General features: G+C 61.4%; 12 protein-coding genes. 2 read left to right on the top strand and 10 right to left on the bottom strand.

Annotation, left to right across the window (positions count from 1 at the left end):
- Positions 1 to 3: 3 nt before the first annotated feature.
- Genes JSS95_09980 through JSS95_09935 form a run of 10 tightly spaced genes read right to left on the bottom strand, consistent with a single transcriptional unit; the run spans position 4 to position 12,463 of the window.
- On the bottom strand, positions 4 to 1,677 hold the full coding sequence (locus tag JSS95_09980; GenBank protein MBS1800142.1) for a cbb3-type cytochrome c oxidase subunit I: 1,674 nt from the start codon (positions 1,675 to 1,677) through the stop codon (positions 4 to 6).
- The gene (coxB, locus tag JSS95_09975) at positions 1,674 to 2,720 is read right to left on the bottom strand and encodes a cytochrome c oxidase subunit II (GenBank protein MBS1800141.1); all 1,047 of its coding nucleotides are present in this window, start codon (positions 2,718 to 2,720) and stop codon (positions 1,674 to 1,676) included. Before coxB ends, JSS95_09980 begins: the two co-directional genes overlap by 4 nt.
- A gap of 9 nt (positions 2,721 to 2,729) precedes the next feature.
- Positions 2,730 to 3,611, bottom strand: coding sequence for an SCO family protein (locus JSS95_09970; protein MBS1800140.1), 882 nt, complete (start codon positions 3,609 to 3,611; stop codon positions 2,730 to 2,732).
- A gap of 52 nt (positions 3,612 to 3,663) precedes the next feature.
- The gene (locus JSS95_09965) at positions 3,664 to 4,326 is read right to left on the bottom strand and encodes a hypothetical protein (GenBank protein ID MBS1800139.1); all 663 of its coding nucleotides are present in this window, start codon (positions 4,324 to 4,326) and stop codon (positions 3,664 to 3,666) included.
- On the bottom strand, positions 4,316 to 5,647 hold the full coding sequence (locus tag JSS95_09960) for a hypothetical protein (protein MBS1800138.1): 1,332 nt from the start codon (positions 5,645 to 5,647) through the stop codon (positions 4,316 to 4,318). The genes JSS95_09965 and JSS95_09960 overlap by 11 nt, the downstream gene beginning before the upstream one ends.
- A gap of 33 nt (positions 5,648 to 5,680) precedes the next feature.
- Positions 5,681 to 6,451 (bottom strand): cytochrome c, encoded by a 771-nt coding sequence (locus tag JSS95_09955; GenBank protein ID MBS1800137.1) that lies wholly within the window; start codon positions 6,449 to 6,451, stop codon positions 5,681 to 5,683.
- Between the two features lie 14 nt (positions 6,452 to 6,465).
- Positions 6,466 to 7,008 carry a DUF3341 domain-containing protein gene (locus tag JSS95_09950; GenBank protein MBS1800136.1) on the bottom strand — a complete coding sequence of 181 codons (543 nt, stop codon included), beginning with the start codon at positions 7,006 to 7,008 and terminating at the stop codon, positions 6,466 to 6,468.
- On the bottom strand, positions 7,008 to 8,438 hold the full coding sequence (nrfD, locus tag JSS95_09945) for a polysulfide reductase NrfD (GenBank protein MBS1800135.1): 1,431 nt from the start codon (positions 8,436 to 8,438) through the stop codon (positions 7,008 to 7,010). Before nrfD ends, JSS95_09950 begins: the two co-directional genes overlap by 1 nt.
- Positions 8,439 to 11,681: a TAT-variant-translocated molybdopterin oxidoreductase gene (locus JSS95_09940; GenBank protein MBS1800134.1), complete on the bottom strand. Its 3,243-nt coding sequence runs from the start codon at positions 11,679 to 11,681 to the stop codon at positions 8,439 to 8,441. It abuts the gene before it with no gap.
- A complete protein-coding gene (locus JSS95_09935) occupies positions 11,678 to 12,463 on the bottom strand; it encodes a cytochrome c3 family protein (protein MBS1800133.1) in 786 nt (261 codons plus the stop codon). Before JSS95_09935 ends, JSS95_09940 begins: the two co-directional genes overlap by 4 nt.
- Positions 12,464 to 13,290: 827 nt before the next feature.
- Between JSS95_09935 and JSS95_09930 the strand changes: the two genes are divergently transcribed.
- Complete coding sequence (locus tag JSS95_09930) at positions 13,291 to 14,013, top strand: DNA-3-methyladenine glycosylase 2 family protein (protein MBS1800132.1); 723 nt, start codon at positions 13,291 to 13,293, stop codon at positions 14,011 to 14,013.
- 296 nt (positions 14,014 to 14,309) lie between these two features.
- Positions 14,310 to 16,892: a DUF3536 domain-containing protein gene (locus JSS95_09925; GenBank protein ID MBS1800131.1), complete on the top strand. Its 2,583-nt coding sequence runs from the start codon at positions 14,310 to 14,312 to the stop codon at positions 16,890 to 16,892.
- Positions 16,893 to 16,914: the final 22 nt, after the last annotated feature.

Below are 16,914 nucleotides of genomic sequence, written 5' to 3'. Positions count from 1 at the left end.
GCGTTATCCAACGGTCGTCACCTCTTGTTCCGTCTTGTGGGCAAGCCACTCGTAGTCGTAAGCCTCGTAGTCGATCACGGGCGTTTCAACAAAGTTCTCGGTCAGCGGCGGCGACTGAATCTGCCACTCGAGGCCCGTCGCCTGCCAGGGATTGTTGCCCGCGATCGCGCCATACTTCAGCGACCAGGCCAGGTAGATCATCGGGAGCATGTAGCCAATGCCAAGCACCGTCGCTCCTGCGGTCGAGAGTACGTTCAGCACCTGGAACTCCGGCGGATACGAGTGATACCGGCGCGGCATGCCGAGGTAGCCCAGGATGAACTGCGGCAGGAAGGTCAGGTTGAAGCCGATGAAGGTCGTCACCGCAGCCAGCTTCGACAGCGACTCCGGATACATGCGGCCCGTCATCTTCGGCCACCAGAAGTGGACGCCTGCGAGGAACGCCATCAGCATGCCTCCCACCATCACGAAGTGGAAGTGCGCCACGATGAAGTAGGTCTCGGTCAGATGGATGTCCATGCCCAGAGCGCCGAGGAAGACGCCCGTCATGCCGCCGATGGTGAACAGGCCGAGGAAGCCGAAGGCATACATCATCGGGGTCTCGAAGGTGATCGAGCCCTTCTGCATGGTGAACGACCAGTTGAAGACCTTGATCGCAGAAGGAACCGCAACGAGCATGGTCAGCAGCGAGAAGACCAGCGCCGAGTAGTTCGACACGCCCATGATGAACATGTGGTGCGCCCAGACGAAGAAGCCGAAGATCGCAATCGCCACCGAGGAGAACGCAACCGCCGAGTAGCCGAAGACGCGCTTGCGGCTGAAGGTCGAGATGATCTCCGAGATGACGCCCATGCCGGGAAGAATCATGATGTACACGGCAGGGTGCGAGTAGAACCAGAAGAGATGCTGGAAGAGTAGAGGGTCGCCGCCCAGCGTCGGGTCGAAGACGCCGATGTGGATCGTGCGCTCAAGCACCACGAGCACCAGCGTGATCGCCAGAACCGGGGTTCCCAGCACCATCAGGATCGAGGCCGCATAGTTCGACCAGACGAACAGCGGCAAGCGGAACCAGGTCATGCCCGGAGCGCGCATGCGGTGGATCGTGACGATGAAGTTCAGGCCGGTAAAGATCGACGAGAACCCGATGATGAAGACTCCCAGACCCGCCGTGACCACATGCGTGTTCAGGTAGTGGGTCGAGAGCGGCGTGGTGAAGGTCCATCCGGTATCGACTCCGCCAAGCACCAGCGCAGCCATCGTGAACAGGCCGCCGATCATGTACAGGTACCAGCTCAGCAAATTGACCTTCGGGAACGCAAGGTCCTTGGCGCCGATCATGATCGGGATCACGAAGTTTCCGATGGTCGCCGGCACCGAGGGCACCAGGAACAGGAAGACCATGATGATGCCGTGCATGGAGAAGAGCTTGTTGTACGTGTCCGAAGCCACCAGATCGGGCTGCGGCGTCAGCAACTCCAGTCGGATCAGGCCGGCGAACGCGCCGCCGATAAAGAAGAAGAACGTGATCGAGACCAGGTACAGCATCGCGATACGCTTGTGATCGCCCGTGAGCAGCCAGCTCAGCAGACCGTCTTCCGCATTGATATAGTTCTTCTTCGGAAGCGTGGCCGTCTTCTGGTCAGGGAGATTGACGATGGTTGAACTGGTTGCGCTCATGGTTTCACCACCTCTGGTGTTGCGGGAGCCGCCTGGTTATTCGACTCCGACGTGGTCAGCGTCTGCTGGACACGATAGTTGGTTTTCAGGGACTTCAGATACTCCACCAGATCGATCAGACCCTCTTCGCTGATCTGCCCCTGGTAGGTGGGCATGATGGGGGCATAGCCCGCCGTAACGTGCTGCGAAGGATTCAGAATCGCATCGCGGAGATAGGCCTCGTTGACGAGAACCTCAGACCCGTTCGCCAGCTTCAGCTTCGATCCATAGACGCCAGCAAGACTCGGTCCGCGAGCAGCCGCGTTGCCGGAGTGGCAGGCATTGCAGCCCATGCTGGCAAAGAGTCGTTCGCCGTTCTGAGCCAGCGACATGCCGCTGGTCGAGCCCTCCGTCCACTTCTTGTAGTCCTCGGGCGTCAGCACCGTGACCTCGCCGATCATCGCCGAGTGGTTCGTGCCGCAGTACTGCGTGCAGAAGATGTGGTACGTTCCCGGCGTCGTCGCCTCAAACCACACCGTTGAGTAGCGGCCCGGGATGACCTCGCGCTTCACGCGGAAGTCCGGGATCGAGAAGCTGTGGAAGACGTCCTGCGAGATCATCGTCAACTGAACGGGCTGCCCCGTAGGAACGTGCAGCGCGTTGATCTCATGCTGTCCGCCTGGATGCTCGGCCTTCCACATCCACTGCTTGCCGACGACATAGATGTTCATCGCATTGGGCGGCGGGTTGTAGATGCGGAAGTACAGCAGAGCGCCCCACACGAAGACGATGAGGAACAGTGCCAACGGAATGATCGTCCACGTCGCCTCAAGCAGGGTCGAGCCTTCCACCTGCGTTGCAACGGGGTTGCGGTCCTTGCGATACCGCAGTGCAAAGCCGAAGACAAGCGTACCCACCAGCGCGAGGCCGACAACCGTAATCAACAGGAGAAAGAAGTAGAGCGCGTCGGCATACGGCGCGATCGTAGACGCCTCGCGCGGAAACAGCGCGGAGTTCGTCAGCCACTTCATCAGGAATTGCCACAGTACGGGACTGATATGCATCGTTACCCTTTATCCATTCTCTTTCTTCGTCAAATCGTGGTCTCGTCCGAGCTTCGCGTCCTTGCGGAACATCAGGAAGATAAAGCCTCCCAGACCCGCCATCGTGACCATACCGCCCAGTTGCACAACGCGGGCGATCCGCAGCGAGTGTTTATTGGCGTGCGGGTCGTAGTGATAGCAATAGGTCAGGATGTTCGCTACCGGAGATCCAATCTTGTTGTCCGAGGCCTCAATCAGCCCCAGCAGAATGTCCTTCGGCGAGTACTCCACGCCGAGGTAGTACTGCGCCAGCTTGCCGTCGGTCGTCGCAATCTCAATCGAGCTGGCGTGGGCGAACTGCGTCAGCTTGCCGTCCGGCCCCGGAACGCGCACATAGCCAAAGCCAACCGCTTCCGTTACCTGGTCGATCGAAGGACGCTGCCCGGTCAGGTAGTGCCACCCGGCCGCCGTCTCCGGCCGCCCATAGCGCTTCAGGTAGAACTCCTTCTTCTTAGCGGCGGCCTCGGGCGTATCACTCGGGTCGATCGAGACGACGATGACGTCGAAGTCCTTGCCCGGCGTCAGCTTCACCATCTCCAGTGCGCTGGCAAGACCGTCCATCTCCTCCGAGCACAGCATCGGACAGTTGAAGTAGACCAGCGTCACGATCGCGGGACGCTTTCCAAAGTAGTCTCCCAGCCTGACCGTCTTGCCCGTCTCATCCAGAAACTCGGCATCAAGAGGAAGCGGCTGATTCAGCTTCTGCGTTACGCCGACGCGCTGCAGCACCTGCGGTAGCTGGTCGCCGGAGTTCTCGCCCGTCTGCTTGTCACCGTAACCTGCGACCTGCGCAAACAGAGGAGCACACAAGACAGCGCAGGCCAGGGCAGCTTTCGCCGCTCTTCCTGCCATTCTCCGAATTGTGATCGAATCGCTCATCTTCAACCCTTGCCGCATTTATTTCTTACTTCACAGGAACCAATGCAGCGTGTTCCGATTCCTGGGCCTTGCCGAAGTCCATCTTCTGCTTGCGGGCTTCGATCACCTGCTGCTCGTATCCCGTTCTTGCGAATCCGTCGGTCAGAGGGGCCTGCACCACAGGCTCTTCTTCTCCCGCCATCAGCGTGCCGCTGCCGGCAGGCTCGGCGTGAACCGGAAGGCCGCGCTGGGCAATCAGCTCCATCGCGCGGCTGATCGGGATGCGGATCGCGTCCTGGCCCGGTGTCGACGAGTAGTAATCGAGCATCAGGTCTTCGCGGGAGTGGAGGTCGGCCGTCGCCTGATTGCCGTCGTCCATGTCGAGACGGGGCTCCGGGAAGGTCTTCGACACCTGCTGCAGGACCCTCTGCTCCATATCGGGATTGGTGGTCAGATTCTCGCGCTCGCGCGTCGTCTTCACGCCTGCAAGCTGGTGCCACTTGTCCACCGGGCCGTCGGACTTGATCAGCGTTCCGTTGATCAGCTTGCCCAGCACAAAGCAGACGACGAAGAAGACCGCCAGAAAGCCGAATAGACCGGTGACAAAGACGATGACCCCGTTGACGTTGACGTCCGATACCTCGTAGCCAGGTTCTTCCGGCGTATGGGCGTGGGGGTCGTGTTTCAGATCGTGATCGTTAGTGGGCATGTTCGGGCTCCAGCATCTCTTCCAGGTGCGGGTCGTTCACGTTCATCAGCGGACGCTTCATCAACTCGGTCAGGTAGAAAGCACCCCATACCGAAAGGACAGCCACAGGAACGGTAATGTAGGCAAGGATTCCAATGTTGTTCGTAATGTGCAGATTGCCAGCCGCATCCGAGAAGTTCGGCTCGATCAGCCAGAACATGTCCAGGCAGCGGGCGAAGATCATCCAGCAGGTCAGCCAGATCATCTTGGTCTTGTTCCGCTTCAGGTCGCGCGACAGCAGCAGCACAAACGGAATCAGCCAATGGCAGATGAAGTCCAGCGAGCAGATGACCCACCATCCGCCCTGAATGCGCGCCATGTACCAGGGAATCTCGTCCGGCACGTTGCCCGACCAGATGATCAGGAACTCCGCGAAGCAGAGATAGATGTTCAGCATGACGAAGGCAAAGAGGAACTTGCCCAGGTCGTGCTGCTCGGTCACGCGCAAGAGCGTCTTCATCGGCTGGAAGCGCGAGAGCAGGACGACCGACAGGATGCCAAGCGCCAGCACCTGGTAGCCCTGACCGACCAGGAACTGAAGGCCGTAGATGGACGAGTACCAGGTGACGTCCAGCGACTTGATCCAGAGGATCGCGCCGTCGGTCAGCAGAATCACGTAGATCAGAATGCCGATGCCCGAGAGGTTCTCAAACTTGATGCGCCAGCGATCGAAGCTCTCCTGCGTGCCCGCCAGGGGGTCCGCATCGCGTTGCAGCGACCACTTGTTGAGCAGGTACGCCATGAAACCGAGTACGCCGAAGATCACGATCGTCTGCCCGATCGCGGAGGCCGGGCTGAGCATCGCGTGCTTGGCGTTTGCCGTCAGCATCTGCTCCAGGGTCATCAGGCCCTTGGCGTGCGCCTCGGCCGTTGCTGCCGCGTTCGGGAAAGCAGCCCACTGGTAGAGATGCTTCATCAGTACCAGCACAGGAATCACCAGCACCGCGACCAGCTTGAGCGTGCGCGACATCGCCTCCAGCGGGCGACGCAGCAGAAGGCCCCACTTGCCGCCAGAGACGTATTGCAGCATCAGCATTGCCAGACCGCCGCCGGCAAAGCCGAAGGAGATCATGAACCCCAGGAGGTAGCCGCGCAGCAGATGGTTGCGGCCCTCGTGGGTCCACGAGAACGCTAGCAAAGAGACGATGGCGGCGAGCGCACCGACGATCAGCAGGCGCATCCGCCAGGCCTTGATGGCCTCCTCGGGCGCGGCGAGCGATGCAGGAAGAACCTTCGGCCCGTGGCCGTGTTCCTCTCCGTGATGTTCGTGTCCGTGTGACATTCGTTTCAGGCCTTCATTCGGAAGCTTCCGAGACTACTGCTTTGTTGCTCCGGTGGTGGTTGGCTTGGCCGGCGGCTTCGTTGCTGCCGGTGCTGCTTGTGTCGAGGTCGATGATGCGCCGGGCAACGGAAGAACGAACGGCTGGCCGTCCGGTGTTCCCGAATCTACCGTTCCCGGCAGATTCCACGCTTCGGCGAACGAGGCGGGCATGCCCGCGCTCTCGGCGATACTCTTGAGCGGCTCAACGTGCGCGCCTGCGGGAACATCCGCCTGCTGCGCGTTCTGGCTCAGTTGCAGTGCGCGGATGTAGGCGACGATCGCCCAGCGGTCGGCCGGGGTCACCTGGGAGGCGTAGTCCGGCATCGCGCCGTAGCCGTTCGTAATCACATGAAAGAAGTGCCCCAGCGGGGCCGTGCGCAGACGCGCCGTATGAAAGTCTCCGGCCTTGGCGTAGCCGCGCTGCACAATCATGCCCTCGCCGTTGCCTACGCGCGAGTGGCAGGGCGTGCAATAAACATTGAACCGCTCCTGGCCGCGTTCAAGCACCTGCGCGGTCACCGCGAAGGGGAGTCCATCGCCTTCCTTGCCGTCGACCAGACCGGTCGCGAAGTAGGAGTCGGGATGCGCCTGACTGCGCGCAACCGTATTGGCCACCTGCGGACGGACGGAGCGGCCGTCGGTATAGAACGTCGTCCCTCGCTGCGGGAAGAACTTCGGCTGGTCGTGCATGTCCTGCCGGCAGCCGGCCAGAACCAATGTAGCCGCCGTAGCACCGAATGCCGCGATTTGTTTGAACTTCTGCATGCCTGGTCCCTGCATTAGTGGTCCACCTCGACTACGGAGACCGCGTGAAACTGCTCAAGAAACGCCCTCGTGCCGGTAGGCGAAAACTGCGGATCGGCCGCTTCGAGACACAGGAAAAACTTGTCCGTTGTCGCTCCGTTGCGGAAGTTCGGAGCGTTGAACAGCGGATGATAGAGCTGTGGAAGGCCATTCAACGCGATCATGCCGAACCCCGCGGCGAGACCGGAGAACAGAATCGTCCACTCATATGCCGGGATGATGAACGCCGGCCACGAGAACAGGGGACGCCCCGCGATGTTCAGCGGATAGGCCCAGACCGCGATCCAGGTTTGCATCAGGAAGGCGGTCGTCACGCCCATCAGTCCGCCGAGCAGGCAGACCAGCGGGACACGGTTCTTGTGGAAGTGGAGCGCCGTGGCAGCCTCTTCCACCGGGTACGGCGTATAGCACTCCATACGGCGATACCCTGCGGCGCGCGCCTCTTCGGTCGCATACACCAACTCGCTCGGAGTGTTGAACTCCGCCAGCAGGCCGTAGATTCCTTCTTTGCGCGGCATTAGGTGGTCTCCTCAATGACCGTCTCGGCGTCGGGTCCGCGGCGGGTGATCTTGGTCTGCGGCAACATCATCCTGATCTCCGACATCGGGATCATCGGGAGGAAGCGCACAAACAGCAGGAACAGGGTGGTAAACAGGCCCCACGTTCCGATGAAGAGCATGTAGTCCCACTTCGTCGCAACATACGTTCCCCAGCTTGAGGGGAGATAGTCGCGGTAGAGCGAGGTCACGACGATGACGAAGCGCTCAAACCACATACCGATATTGACGATGAAGCTCAGCACGAACAGGTAGCCGACGTTGACGCGCAGCTTGCGGCTCCACAGTGTCGTCAGCGGGATCGCGATGTTCGTCAGGATCAGCATCCAGTAGCCCCACCACATTGGGCCGAACATGCGGTTCCACATCATGAAGAACTCCCAATGGCTGGCCGAGTACCAGCTCATGAAGACCTCCATGCCGTAGCCGTACGCCACGATCGAACCGGTCGCGAGCATGACCTTCGCCATGTTGTCCAGGTGACGCAGCGTCACCAGGTCTTCCATGTGGTAGAACTTCCGGATCGGAATCGCCAGCGTGAGCACCATGGCAAAGCCGGAGTAGACGGCGCCGGCGACGAAGTACGGCGGGAAGATGGTCGTATGCCATCCCGCCAGGGCCGCCACGGCGAAGTCGAAGCTGATGACCGTGTGTACCGAGAGCACCAGCGGCGTCGAGAGACCAGCCAGAAGCAGCGAGGCCGTCTCATAGCGGATCCAGTGCCGCGTCGAACCACGCCAGCCCAGTGAGAGGATGCCGTAAAAGTACTTGGCCAGCGGAAGCTGTGCGCGGTCGCGCAGCGTGCCGAAGTCCGGGATCATGCCGATGTACCAGAAGACCACCGAGATCGTCGCGTAGGTCGAGACCGCGAAGACGTCCCAGGCCAGAGGCGAACGCCACTGCGGCCAGACGTTCATCGTGTTCGGGTACGGGAAGAGCCAGTATCCCAGCCACGGACGGCCGACGTGGATCAGCGGGAACATGCCGGCGCAGACCACGGCGAAGATCGTCATCGCCTCGGCGAAACGGTTGATCGAGTTACGCCACGTCTGCTTGAAGAGCAGCAGAATCGCCGAGATCAGCGTACCGGCGTGGCCGATACCGATCCACCAGACGAAGTTGATAATGGCGAAGCCCCAGGCCCCGGGCATGGTGACGCCCCAGATGCCGACGCCCTTCAGGAAGAGCCAGGTCACCGCGATGACCACCAGCGTCGCTACGCCGCCCGCCACCATGAGGCCGAAGAACCAGCCCAGCGGGGTGTTCGACGTCAGCACCAGTCCCGCGATCTTCTGCGTGACCGACTTGAAGTTGTGGCCCGGCGCGATGACCGCGTACTCGCCGGTCCGCGGGTCGATCATGGGGTCGTTGATGGGTACTTTCGTCGCCATTTATGCCAGCTCCGGATTCGGGTTGATAACGCCAGCCGTATAGGTGGTGCGTGGACGGTAGTTCAGGTCGCCCAGCACCTGGTAGTCGCGCTCCTCGGCCTTGGCCTTCGCAACCTTGCTCGCCTTGTCGTTGATATTGCCGAAGACGATGGCGTCGGTCGGGCAGGCCTGCTGGCAGGCCGTCACGATCTCGCCGTCGCGGATCTCGCGGTTTTCCTTGTCTGCCTTGATCTTGACCGCCTCGATGCGCTGCACGCAGTAGGTGCACTTCTCCATCACGCCGCGCGAACGTACCGAGACGTCCGGGTTGCGCATGAACTTCAGGCTCTCCGTCTCGTAGTCCGAGTACAGAAGGAAGTTGAACCGGCGAACCTTGTACGGGCAGTTGTTCGAGCAGTACCTCGTGCCCACACAACGGTTGTAGACCATCACGTTCAGACCCTCCGGCGTGTGCACCGTCGCTCCCACCGGGCAGACCTGTTCGCAGCCCGCGTTCTCGCAGTGCTGGCAGGCCATCGGCTGGAAGTGCGCCTTCGGTGCGTGCAGGTCGCCCTCGAAGTAGGTATCGATGCGCAGCCACTGCATGTTGCGGCCCACCTTGACCTGCTCGCGGCCCACGACGGGGATGTTGTTCTCCGCGTAGCAGCTTACGATGCAGGCGTTGCAGCCGATGCAGGAGTTCAGGTCGATCGCCATGCCCCAGGCGTTCTGGATCTTCAGCGTCGAGGGGTCGGTCTTCTTGTAGTTCCACTCGCCGGGGAACATACTGAGGTCGACTTCCTTCTGCGACTTCCAGCCGGGATCGCCATGCGCCGGGTTCTCGCCCTGCGGGCCGTAGCCAACCTTGTTGACCACCGTGCCGCTGGCGCCCTCTTCGGCGAACTTCGGGTTCTTCTCCGCCTCTTCCACCGTGGCGTAGCGAATGATCGACCGCTCCATCGCCTCGTGACCGGCCAGCGAGAAGGTTCCCTCGGTGTCGTACTTTGGACGCTCGAGATCGTGCTGCGCGAAGCTGCCGCGGTGCTCGACGTTGTGCACCTTGGTGACGCAGAGATCGTAGAAGCTGCCGTCGATCTTCTTCGCCGTAGCTCCCACGCCGGTCAACGGAGCATCCGACGTGCGCAGCTTATAAGCATTGAAGCCGACACCCGCACCCACGCGGCCCGCCTCGGCGCTACGTCCCAGGCCGAGGTGCACCGTGATCACACCGTCGGGGTGGCCCGGGGTCATCAGGACCGGAGCCGTCACCTTGCGGCCGTTGAGTTCGAGCTCGATCAGCTCGGTCTCCTCGACCTTCAGCGCGTCCATGGTCGCCATACTGATCAGCGCGGCGTTGTCCCAGCTCAGGTTCGTCACCTGCTTGGGCAGCTCCTGCATCCAGCCGACGTTGCCATAGCGGCCGTCATAGAGCGAAGGATCGGGGCGGAACGCAAGCTCGTAGCCCGACGACGATCCCTTCGGCGCCGCAAAGCTCGTCACCCGTGCCGGTACACCAGCCTTGGGAGTGAATGCGGTATCCGCGACCCAGCCGTCGTGCAGCGCCTTGCGCCAGCCCGTGGCGAAGTCGCCCTTGATGTACGTCTTTGCGTTGGCGATAACCGCGTCGTAGGCGGAAGCCTGCGGATCGGCGAGCAATGTCTGGAAGATGTCGTGCGCACTCTTGCCGCCGTACATCGGGTCGATCATCGGCTGGATGATCGAAATCGTGCCATCATACGCGCGCGCATCCGACCAGCTCTCGAGGTAGTGCGCTTTGTTAATGTGCCAGGTCGAGATCGAGCCCGTCTCATCGAGATGCGTCCCCAGATGGACCGTGTTCGGCACCTTGCCGAACGCATCCGCGAAGTCCAGGTCGGCAGGGGCGGAGTAGATGGGGTTGACACCAAGCATCACCAGCCACTGCACCTTGCCTGCGTTCATGTCGGCGACCAGCGCCTTGAAGTCGGCGACCTGTTCACTCGGAAGCGGATTCACCGTCTCGGTGTAGACCACCGTCTTGCCCACAGCGCCGATCAGCGTATTGATCGCATACGCGGCAGCGTGAACCGAGGCCGGGGCCTGTTCGCCGGGGATAACGACCGCCTTGCCGCTCGACTTCTTCAGGTCGGCCAGCAGGACGTTGAAGAACTTCGCCTGCTCGGCGTTCAGTCCCGCAGGCGCAGTGCCGAAGACCAGCGCATCGGCAAAGGCCGCAACCTGGCTGGGCTTGAGGCCCAGGCGATGCTCCGCCTTGAAGCCGGTCACCGTGGGCATCGACTCGACGACGTACAGACGGTTCGTCTTCTTGCCCTCTTCCCAGCGATGGCGCTCGGCATAGGCAGCCGCCAGCGGAAGGAAGCCGGGGTGCGCGATGCCACCGAGAAAGTCGGCGTCGAGCGAGAGGATGGCGTCGGCGTCTTCCAGCTTGTACTGCGCATCGGCATAGCTGCCGAAGGCGGCCTTCGAGGCCGCGCGCGAGGAGTCCTGGTTCACCGGCTCCCACTGCACTAATTTTGCGGAGGGATACGCCGCCTGTACCGACTTCCACTGCGCTGCAAGGGTCGGCGAGGTGATCGTCTCGCTCAGGAAGTAGAAGCCCTGTCCACCGGAGGTCTTCTTCGCTGCGTCGATAAACGCCTTCTGAAAGTCTCCGTAGCCGGCGATCTGACCGCGCAGACGCACATGCTGCGAGCGGTCGGGATCGTACATGTCCAGCAGTGTTCCCTGGGTCATGGCGTCCGACTTGCCCTTCGACATCGGATGCTCAGGGTTGCCGTCTACTTTAATAGGGCGGAACGAGTCCGACTTGATCAGCACCGGGATCGCGCCCGTCGGGAACGGATGCGCCGTCGCGAAGTACATCGGCTTGCCCAGGACGAGGTCCTCGGGTTGCTTCACGTAGGGGAAGATCGGCTCATCGGGCTGCTTGGTGCAACCGGCCAGTCCAGCCAGCGCAAACGATGCCCCCATGACCTTCATAAAGCCGCGCCGCGAAACCGCGTCGACCCACTCGCCTGCTCCAGCCTGACGAGGGAACTCCTCCTGCATCAGCTGCTGGAACGCCGGGCTGTCGGAAAGCTCGTCGAGGTTCTTCCAGAAACGCTTGCCAGTCTTCCCGTCGAGCTTTGCCCGAACCTCGGCCAGCGTCATCTTCGCAGGGGCTATCTGCGTTACGACCCGGGCCTTCTCTTCCGTTAGTGACTTTGTGTCAGCCATCGTCTCTTCTGTTCCTATCCCAATCGTTGTGGTCCGAGCCGTCTTCATCGGTGGCACGTCTCGCAGCTCGAGAGTTCATCCGGGGTACGAATGTGGTACTGCGCCGTGAGGTACTTGCCCAGCTCCATCTGGCTGGTGAACTTCGTGTATCCGGAGGGGACCGCAGCCTCTTCCGTCGTCACCTCGCAGCTCACGTTCTGCGCCGTGGGAACTCCCTCCGCTCCCTTGTTCGTGCTGCCGCAGACAACCGGCTTCGAGGTCGAGGGGCCTTCCCAGGCCATGTTGTAGATCTCCGCCGTCGGGCGCAGGTTCACGGCAGGATTGCGGTGGCAGTTCAGGCACCACTCCATCTGCAGCGTGTTCTGCTGGTACATCAGCGGCATCTCGTCCACGCGGCCATGGCAGCTTGCGCAGCCGATGCCCTTGTTCACGTGAATTTCATGGTTGAAGTAGACGAAGTCCGGAAGGTCATGAACGCGGATCCACTGGATCGACGCGCCCGTCGCCCAGCTCTGGCGGACCGGCTCGAGATACTCGGCGTTGGTCCAGATCTGCGCGTGGCAGTTGATGCAGGTCTTGGTCGGAGGAATCCCCGCATAAGCAGCCTTCTCCACCTGAACGTGACAGTACTGGCATTGCAGGCCCAGGCCTTCGACGTGGTGCTTGTGGCTGAAGGGGATCGGCTGGTCGGGCCGTTGACCCTGCCTGGTGACCCACGGGGATCGCTGCAGTGAATTCAAGGCAACGCCCAGCGCGACAACAATCAAGCCGGTAATAACCAGACTCGCGCGAGCCAGAGCGTTCGAACTGCGGTCAAAAACTTGCGCCATGAGTGCTTTCCTGCTTCCTCTCTGGTTCGCCTGGCGTCTGACTGATCAGGGCGAGAAGGGTTCAAGGTTTGTGGTGGTCCTGCCTGTCCATCACCGGCCACAAATGAACACGACCGGCGCTCAGGCGTCCGGTTTCACTCGTCTGCCTGAAAATGTTTCCTCTGGAACTCCGAGTATAGCAGTGCAAAAAGGCATTATTTAAGCACTGGGCGATACTCGCAACTGATTTTTCACCTGCAACATCCGATTATCGAAGCACTGGGAGACACCCGAAAAAACCGCCTGCACAACATCTCGTGCATCGATGCGCTTCGGGCTAAACGCACCACAACATCTACCCTGCCCGAAAGGTATCGCCCTTGTAAATCCACACCAAAACAGTCCGTATTCCTGCCTGCCATTCTTACCGCCGCTTACAACATCACAAGAACCTAAACGACAAATCGAACCCTCACCTATGACTTCCGTCACAGACTGAGCCCGGCATTTTGTGCTTTCCGCCTTTCATCGTTGCGGTGGTGGCGGCCTTAAGGTGTAGCCCAGGGTATCTCGAAGAGAAGCGGGTCAGGTTCTGTCGTCTGGATACTCGTCAGCTTGTTGTCGCTTCGCATCTGATGGCTCTCATCGAAGCTCGCGGTCTCAGCGTTAAGCGACTCTCCCAAAATGGACCATGTCTCCCAGACCTTTCCTTCAACCCGCTTGAACACAGACAGGGCCAATCGAAACCAGGGACATACCAAGCAAAAACACTTGTGGCTTCATAGCGGCAAAAATTCTAAGCCTCAACTGCCTCCCCTGCATCTTAGGAATGCGATACCGTCAAACTTATGCCTCGTCCCAGTGCCACTACTCGCGCCCCGCGCTACGACTCTGCCGCCGCTATCGCACAGCTCTCCGCAGCCGACCCAAAACTCGGCAAGCTGATCGAGCGCGCCGGGCCGTTTGCGCTGCGCGTGTCGAGCGGCCTCTCGCCCTTTGAGGCGCTGGTCGAGTCGATCATCTATCAGCAGCTCCACGGCAAAGCCGCGGCCACGATCCACAGGCGCATGTTGGAGAGCTTTCACGATGTCTCGGGCATCGGCGTGCATCCCTCGGCGCAGCATCTACTCGACTGCCCCAACGAGCAGCTTCGCGCAGCAGGCCTGTCGCACAACAAGATGCTCGCGCTGCGCGACCTCGCCGCCAAGACCATCGACGGCACCGTTCCCACGCTCGCAGTGATCCGCAAGATGTCCGACGACGAGATCATCGACCACCTGACGCAGGTACGCGGCATCGGCCGCTGGACCGTCGAGATGCTGCTGATCTTCCGTCTCGGCCGCCCCGACGTCTTCCCTGTCTCCGACTACGGCGTGCGCAAAGGCTTCGCGCTCACCTTCCAGGGGCTCAAGCCCACGAAGAAAGTCGAGCCCTCCGACCTGCCGAACGCCGAGACCATGCACAGGCGCAGCAAGAAGTGGGAGCCGTGGCGCTCCATCGCAAGCTGGTATATGTGGCGCGCCTGCGACCTGGCGAACGGCAAGGCGATGGCTCTCCCCGACACGAAGTGAAAACCTTAACCCGTCATTCTGAGGCGTAGTCGAAGAATCCCCGTATTTTTGGGGGATGTCGCACAACTTTATAGAGATTTCATATGGGCGTAGTGAATCTCGAACACAAAGATCGGAGCAGGCGCGAGCAAACTACAGGGATTCTTCGGCTACGCCTCAGAATGACGACGTTTTTACGAATCGCCACAATGGGGGAAGTAGCTTCAGGAAGTACGATCTCGCCGGTTTTCCCTGATCTCCCCCCGAACCGGTGACTCCACCAACCTCTCCGTCCGCGATACCCTCTAAGGGAGAACATGGCCAAGTCAAAACAAGCCACCAAGCCCGTCTCCTCCACTCCCCCCACCGCCGAGCCTGAGCGCTACGTCTGCATTCACGGCCACTTTTATCAGCCGCCGCGTGAGAACCCGTGGCTCGAGACGGTCGAGCTGCAGGACTCCGCCGCGCCCTATCACGACTGGAACGACCGCATCACCGCCGAGTGCTACGCGCCCAACGGCGCCTCGCGCATCACCGACCGCGAGAACAAGATCATCCGCATCATGAACAACTACTCGCGGATGAGCTTCAACTTCGGCCCTACACTGCTGAGCTGGCTTTGCGACTTCGCGCCGCGCTGCTATCGCATGATCCTCGACGCCGACCGCGCCAGCGCCGAGCGCCACGGCGGACACGGCTCAGCCATCGCACAGGTCTACAACCACATCATCATGCCGCTGGCGAACGAGCGCGACGCGCGCACGCAGATCCGCTGGGGCATCGCAGACTTCGCGCGCCGCTTCGGCCGCAGGCCCGAGGGCATGTGGCTGGCCGAGACCGCCGTCAGCCACAAAGTGCTCGACCTGATGGCCCAGGAAGGCATCCGTTTCACGATCCTCGCGCCGCACCAGTGCGCCCGCGTGCGGCGCATCGCCAATGACGGCAACCCAGCCGAGTGGACCGCGACTGCAAATGCGACAGTGGATACACGGCATCCTTATCGTATTCAGCTCGACGAGGGCAGGAGCATCGTCGTCTTCTTCTACGACGGCCCTACCTCGCGCGCCATCGCCTTTGAAGGTCTTTTGAACAGCGGCGAAGACTTCGGCAAGCGTCTGCTGGCATCCTTCGATGCCACGGACTGCGACCACACCGACGAAGCCTCGCTCTCGCACGTCGCCACCGACGGTGAAAGCTACGGCCATCACCACAGGCATGGCGAGATGGCTCTCTCCTACGCCATGCACTGGCTTGAAGACAACGAGCACGCGAAGCTCACCAACTACAGCGAGTTCCTGGCGAAGTTTCCCCCGCACTGGGAGGCAGAAGTAGCCGACGATACCTCCTGGAGCTGCGCGCATGGGGTGGAGCGCTGGCGCTCCAACTGCGGCTGCAACAGCGGAAGAGCAGGCTGGAACCAGAAGTGGCGCGCCCCGCTGCGCCAGGCGCTCGACTTCCTCCGCGATGCCGCCGCTCCGCTCTCGGAGAAGCTCTCCGCGTCGCTCTTCAAGGACCTGTGGGCCGCACGTGACGCCTACATCGAGGTCATCCTCGACCGGCACGGCAAGACCGGCGCCTTCTTCGCCGCGCAACAGTCGCACCCGCTCACACAGGAGGAGCGGGTGATGGCACTGGAACTGATGGAACTCCAGCGCCACACGCAGTTGATGTATACCTCCTGCGGCTGGTTCTTCGATGAGATCTCGGGCATCGAAACCGTTCAGGTGATTGCCTACGCCGGACGAGTTCTGCAACTGGCGGCCAAACTCTTCGGCGAACCGGGAGTTGCGCTGGAGAAGCAGTTCCTCTCCATCCTTGCCGGTGCGGCCAGCAATATCCCCGAGGTTGGCACCGGGGCCGAGGTCTACCGCCGCTACGTCACCAGCATGAAGATCGGTCTCGAGCAGGTGGGCGCCCACTACGCCATCAGCTCCATCTTCAGGCCCTACCCCGAGGACGGCGAGATCTTCTGCTACGACGTGCACCGCTCCAGCCATGAGGTTTACACCTCTGGCCGAGGCCGCGTGGCGCTGGGCGGAGCGCAGATCCACTCGCGCATCACCGAGGACACTGAAGAGATCTGCTTTGCCGTGCTGCACCTCGGCGACCAGAACATCTCCGCCGCCGTGCGCCGCTACGACCCCGACAACCCTGAGCAGGCGCAGGCGTTCAAGGCATTCTCCAAAAATGTCGGGCTGGCGATGCGCCGCGCCAATCTCCCCGAGGTCATCCGGCTGATCGACCAGAACTTTCGCGAGACCAACGGCGCGCACGATTCGGAGTCGGCCCCTGCACCGGCAGCCTACTCGCTGCTCTCGCTCTTTGCCGACGAGCAGCACCGCATCCTGCAGACCATCCTGACGCAGACGCTGAATGAGATGGAGGATTCGCTGCGCAAGATCTACGACGACCACGCCTCGCTGCTCGACTTCCTGACCGACACCGGAATCTCGCCGCCGCCGGCCCTCGAAGTCGCCGCCAACTACGCGATCAACGCCTCGCTCAAGAAGGCCCTCGAAGCCGAGCCGTTCGACCCCGAATACGTCCTCTCGCTGGTGGAGAAGGCCACGGCGGAGCACATTACGCTGAACCACCAGCAACTGACCTTTATCGCGGGCCAGAGGATGAAACGGGCGATGGTGCGGCTTGAGGCCGCGGCCGCCGGTGATCCCACCGCCAACGGTGCGCTGACGCATGCCCTGGCCATGGCGGAGACCTTCCGCAAGGTGCCGTTCGAGGTCAACTTGTGGGGCGCGCAGAACATCTGGAACGACCTGCTGCGACGCAGCGACAAGACCTACTGGACCGAGGAGTGGCGCGAGGACTACCGCAAACTCGGCGAGGCGATGAATATCAAGGTCGATCAATTGGTCACCGAAGAGGGCGTCAGCGCTTTCTGAAGGGATAAGCCGCAATACAATG

The organism is Acidobacteriota bacterium (assembly GCA_018268895.1).
GTDB lineage: Bacteria > Acidobacteriota > Terriglobia > Terriglobales > Acidobacteriaceae > Edaphobacter.
Note: the sequence above shows the minus strand (reverse complement) of the source record. Positions and strands in the feature narration are given on the sequence as shown.

Bases quoted from the DNA above. Each gene is read 5' to 3' on its own strand.
- JSS95_09980 (MBS1800142.1), bottom strand. From the start codon at position 1,677: ATGAGCGCAACCAGTTCAACCATCGTCAATCTCCCTGACCAGAAGACG.
- coxB (MBS1800141.1), bottom strand. From the start codon at position 2,720: ATGCATATCAGTCCCGTACTGTGGCAATTCCTGATGAAGTGGCTGACG.
- JSS95_09970 (MBS1800140.1), bottom strand. From the start codon at position 3,611: ATGGCAGGAAGAGCGGCGAAAGCTGCCCTGGCCTGCGCTGTCTTGTGT.
- JSS95_09965 (MBS1800139.1), bottom strand. From the start codon at position 4,326: ATGCCCACTAACGATCACGATCTGAAACACGACCCCCACGCCCATACG.
- JSS95_09960 (MBS1800138.1), bottom strand. From the start codon at position 5,647: ATGTCACACGGACACGAACATCACGGAGAGGAACACGGCCACGGGCCG.
- JSS95_09955 (MBS1800137.1), bottom strand. From the start codon at position 6,451: ATGCAGAAGTTCAAACAAATCGCGGCATTCGGTGCTACGGCGGCTACA.
- JSS95_09950 (MBS1800136.1), bottom strand. From the start codon at position 7,008: ATGCCGCGCAAAGAAGGAATCTACGGCCTGCTGGCGGAGTTCAACACT.
- nrfD (MBS1800135.1), bottom strand. From the start codon at position 8,438: ATGGCGACGAAAGTACCCATCAACGACCCCATGATCGACCCGCGGACC.
- JSS95_09940 (MBS1800134.1), bottom strand. From the start codon at position 11,681: ATGAAGACGGCTCGGACCACAACGATTGGGATAGGAACAGAAGAGACG.
- JSS95_09935 (MBS1800133.1), bottom strand. From the start codon at position 12,463: ATGGCGCAAGTTTTTGACCGCAGTTCGAACGCTCTGGCTCGCGCGAGT.
- JSS95_09930 (MBS1800132.1), top strand. From the start codon at position 13,291: ATGCCTCGTCCCAGTGCCACTACTCGCGCCCCGCGCTACGACTCTGCC.
- JSS95_09925 (MBS1800131.1), top strand. From the start codon at position 14,310: ATGGCCAAGTCAAAACAAGCCACCAAGCCCGTCTCCTCCACTCCCCCC.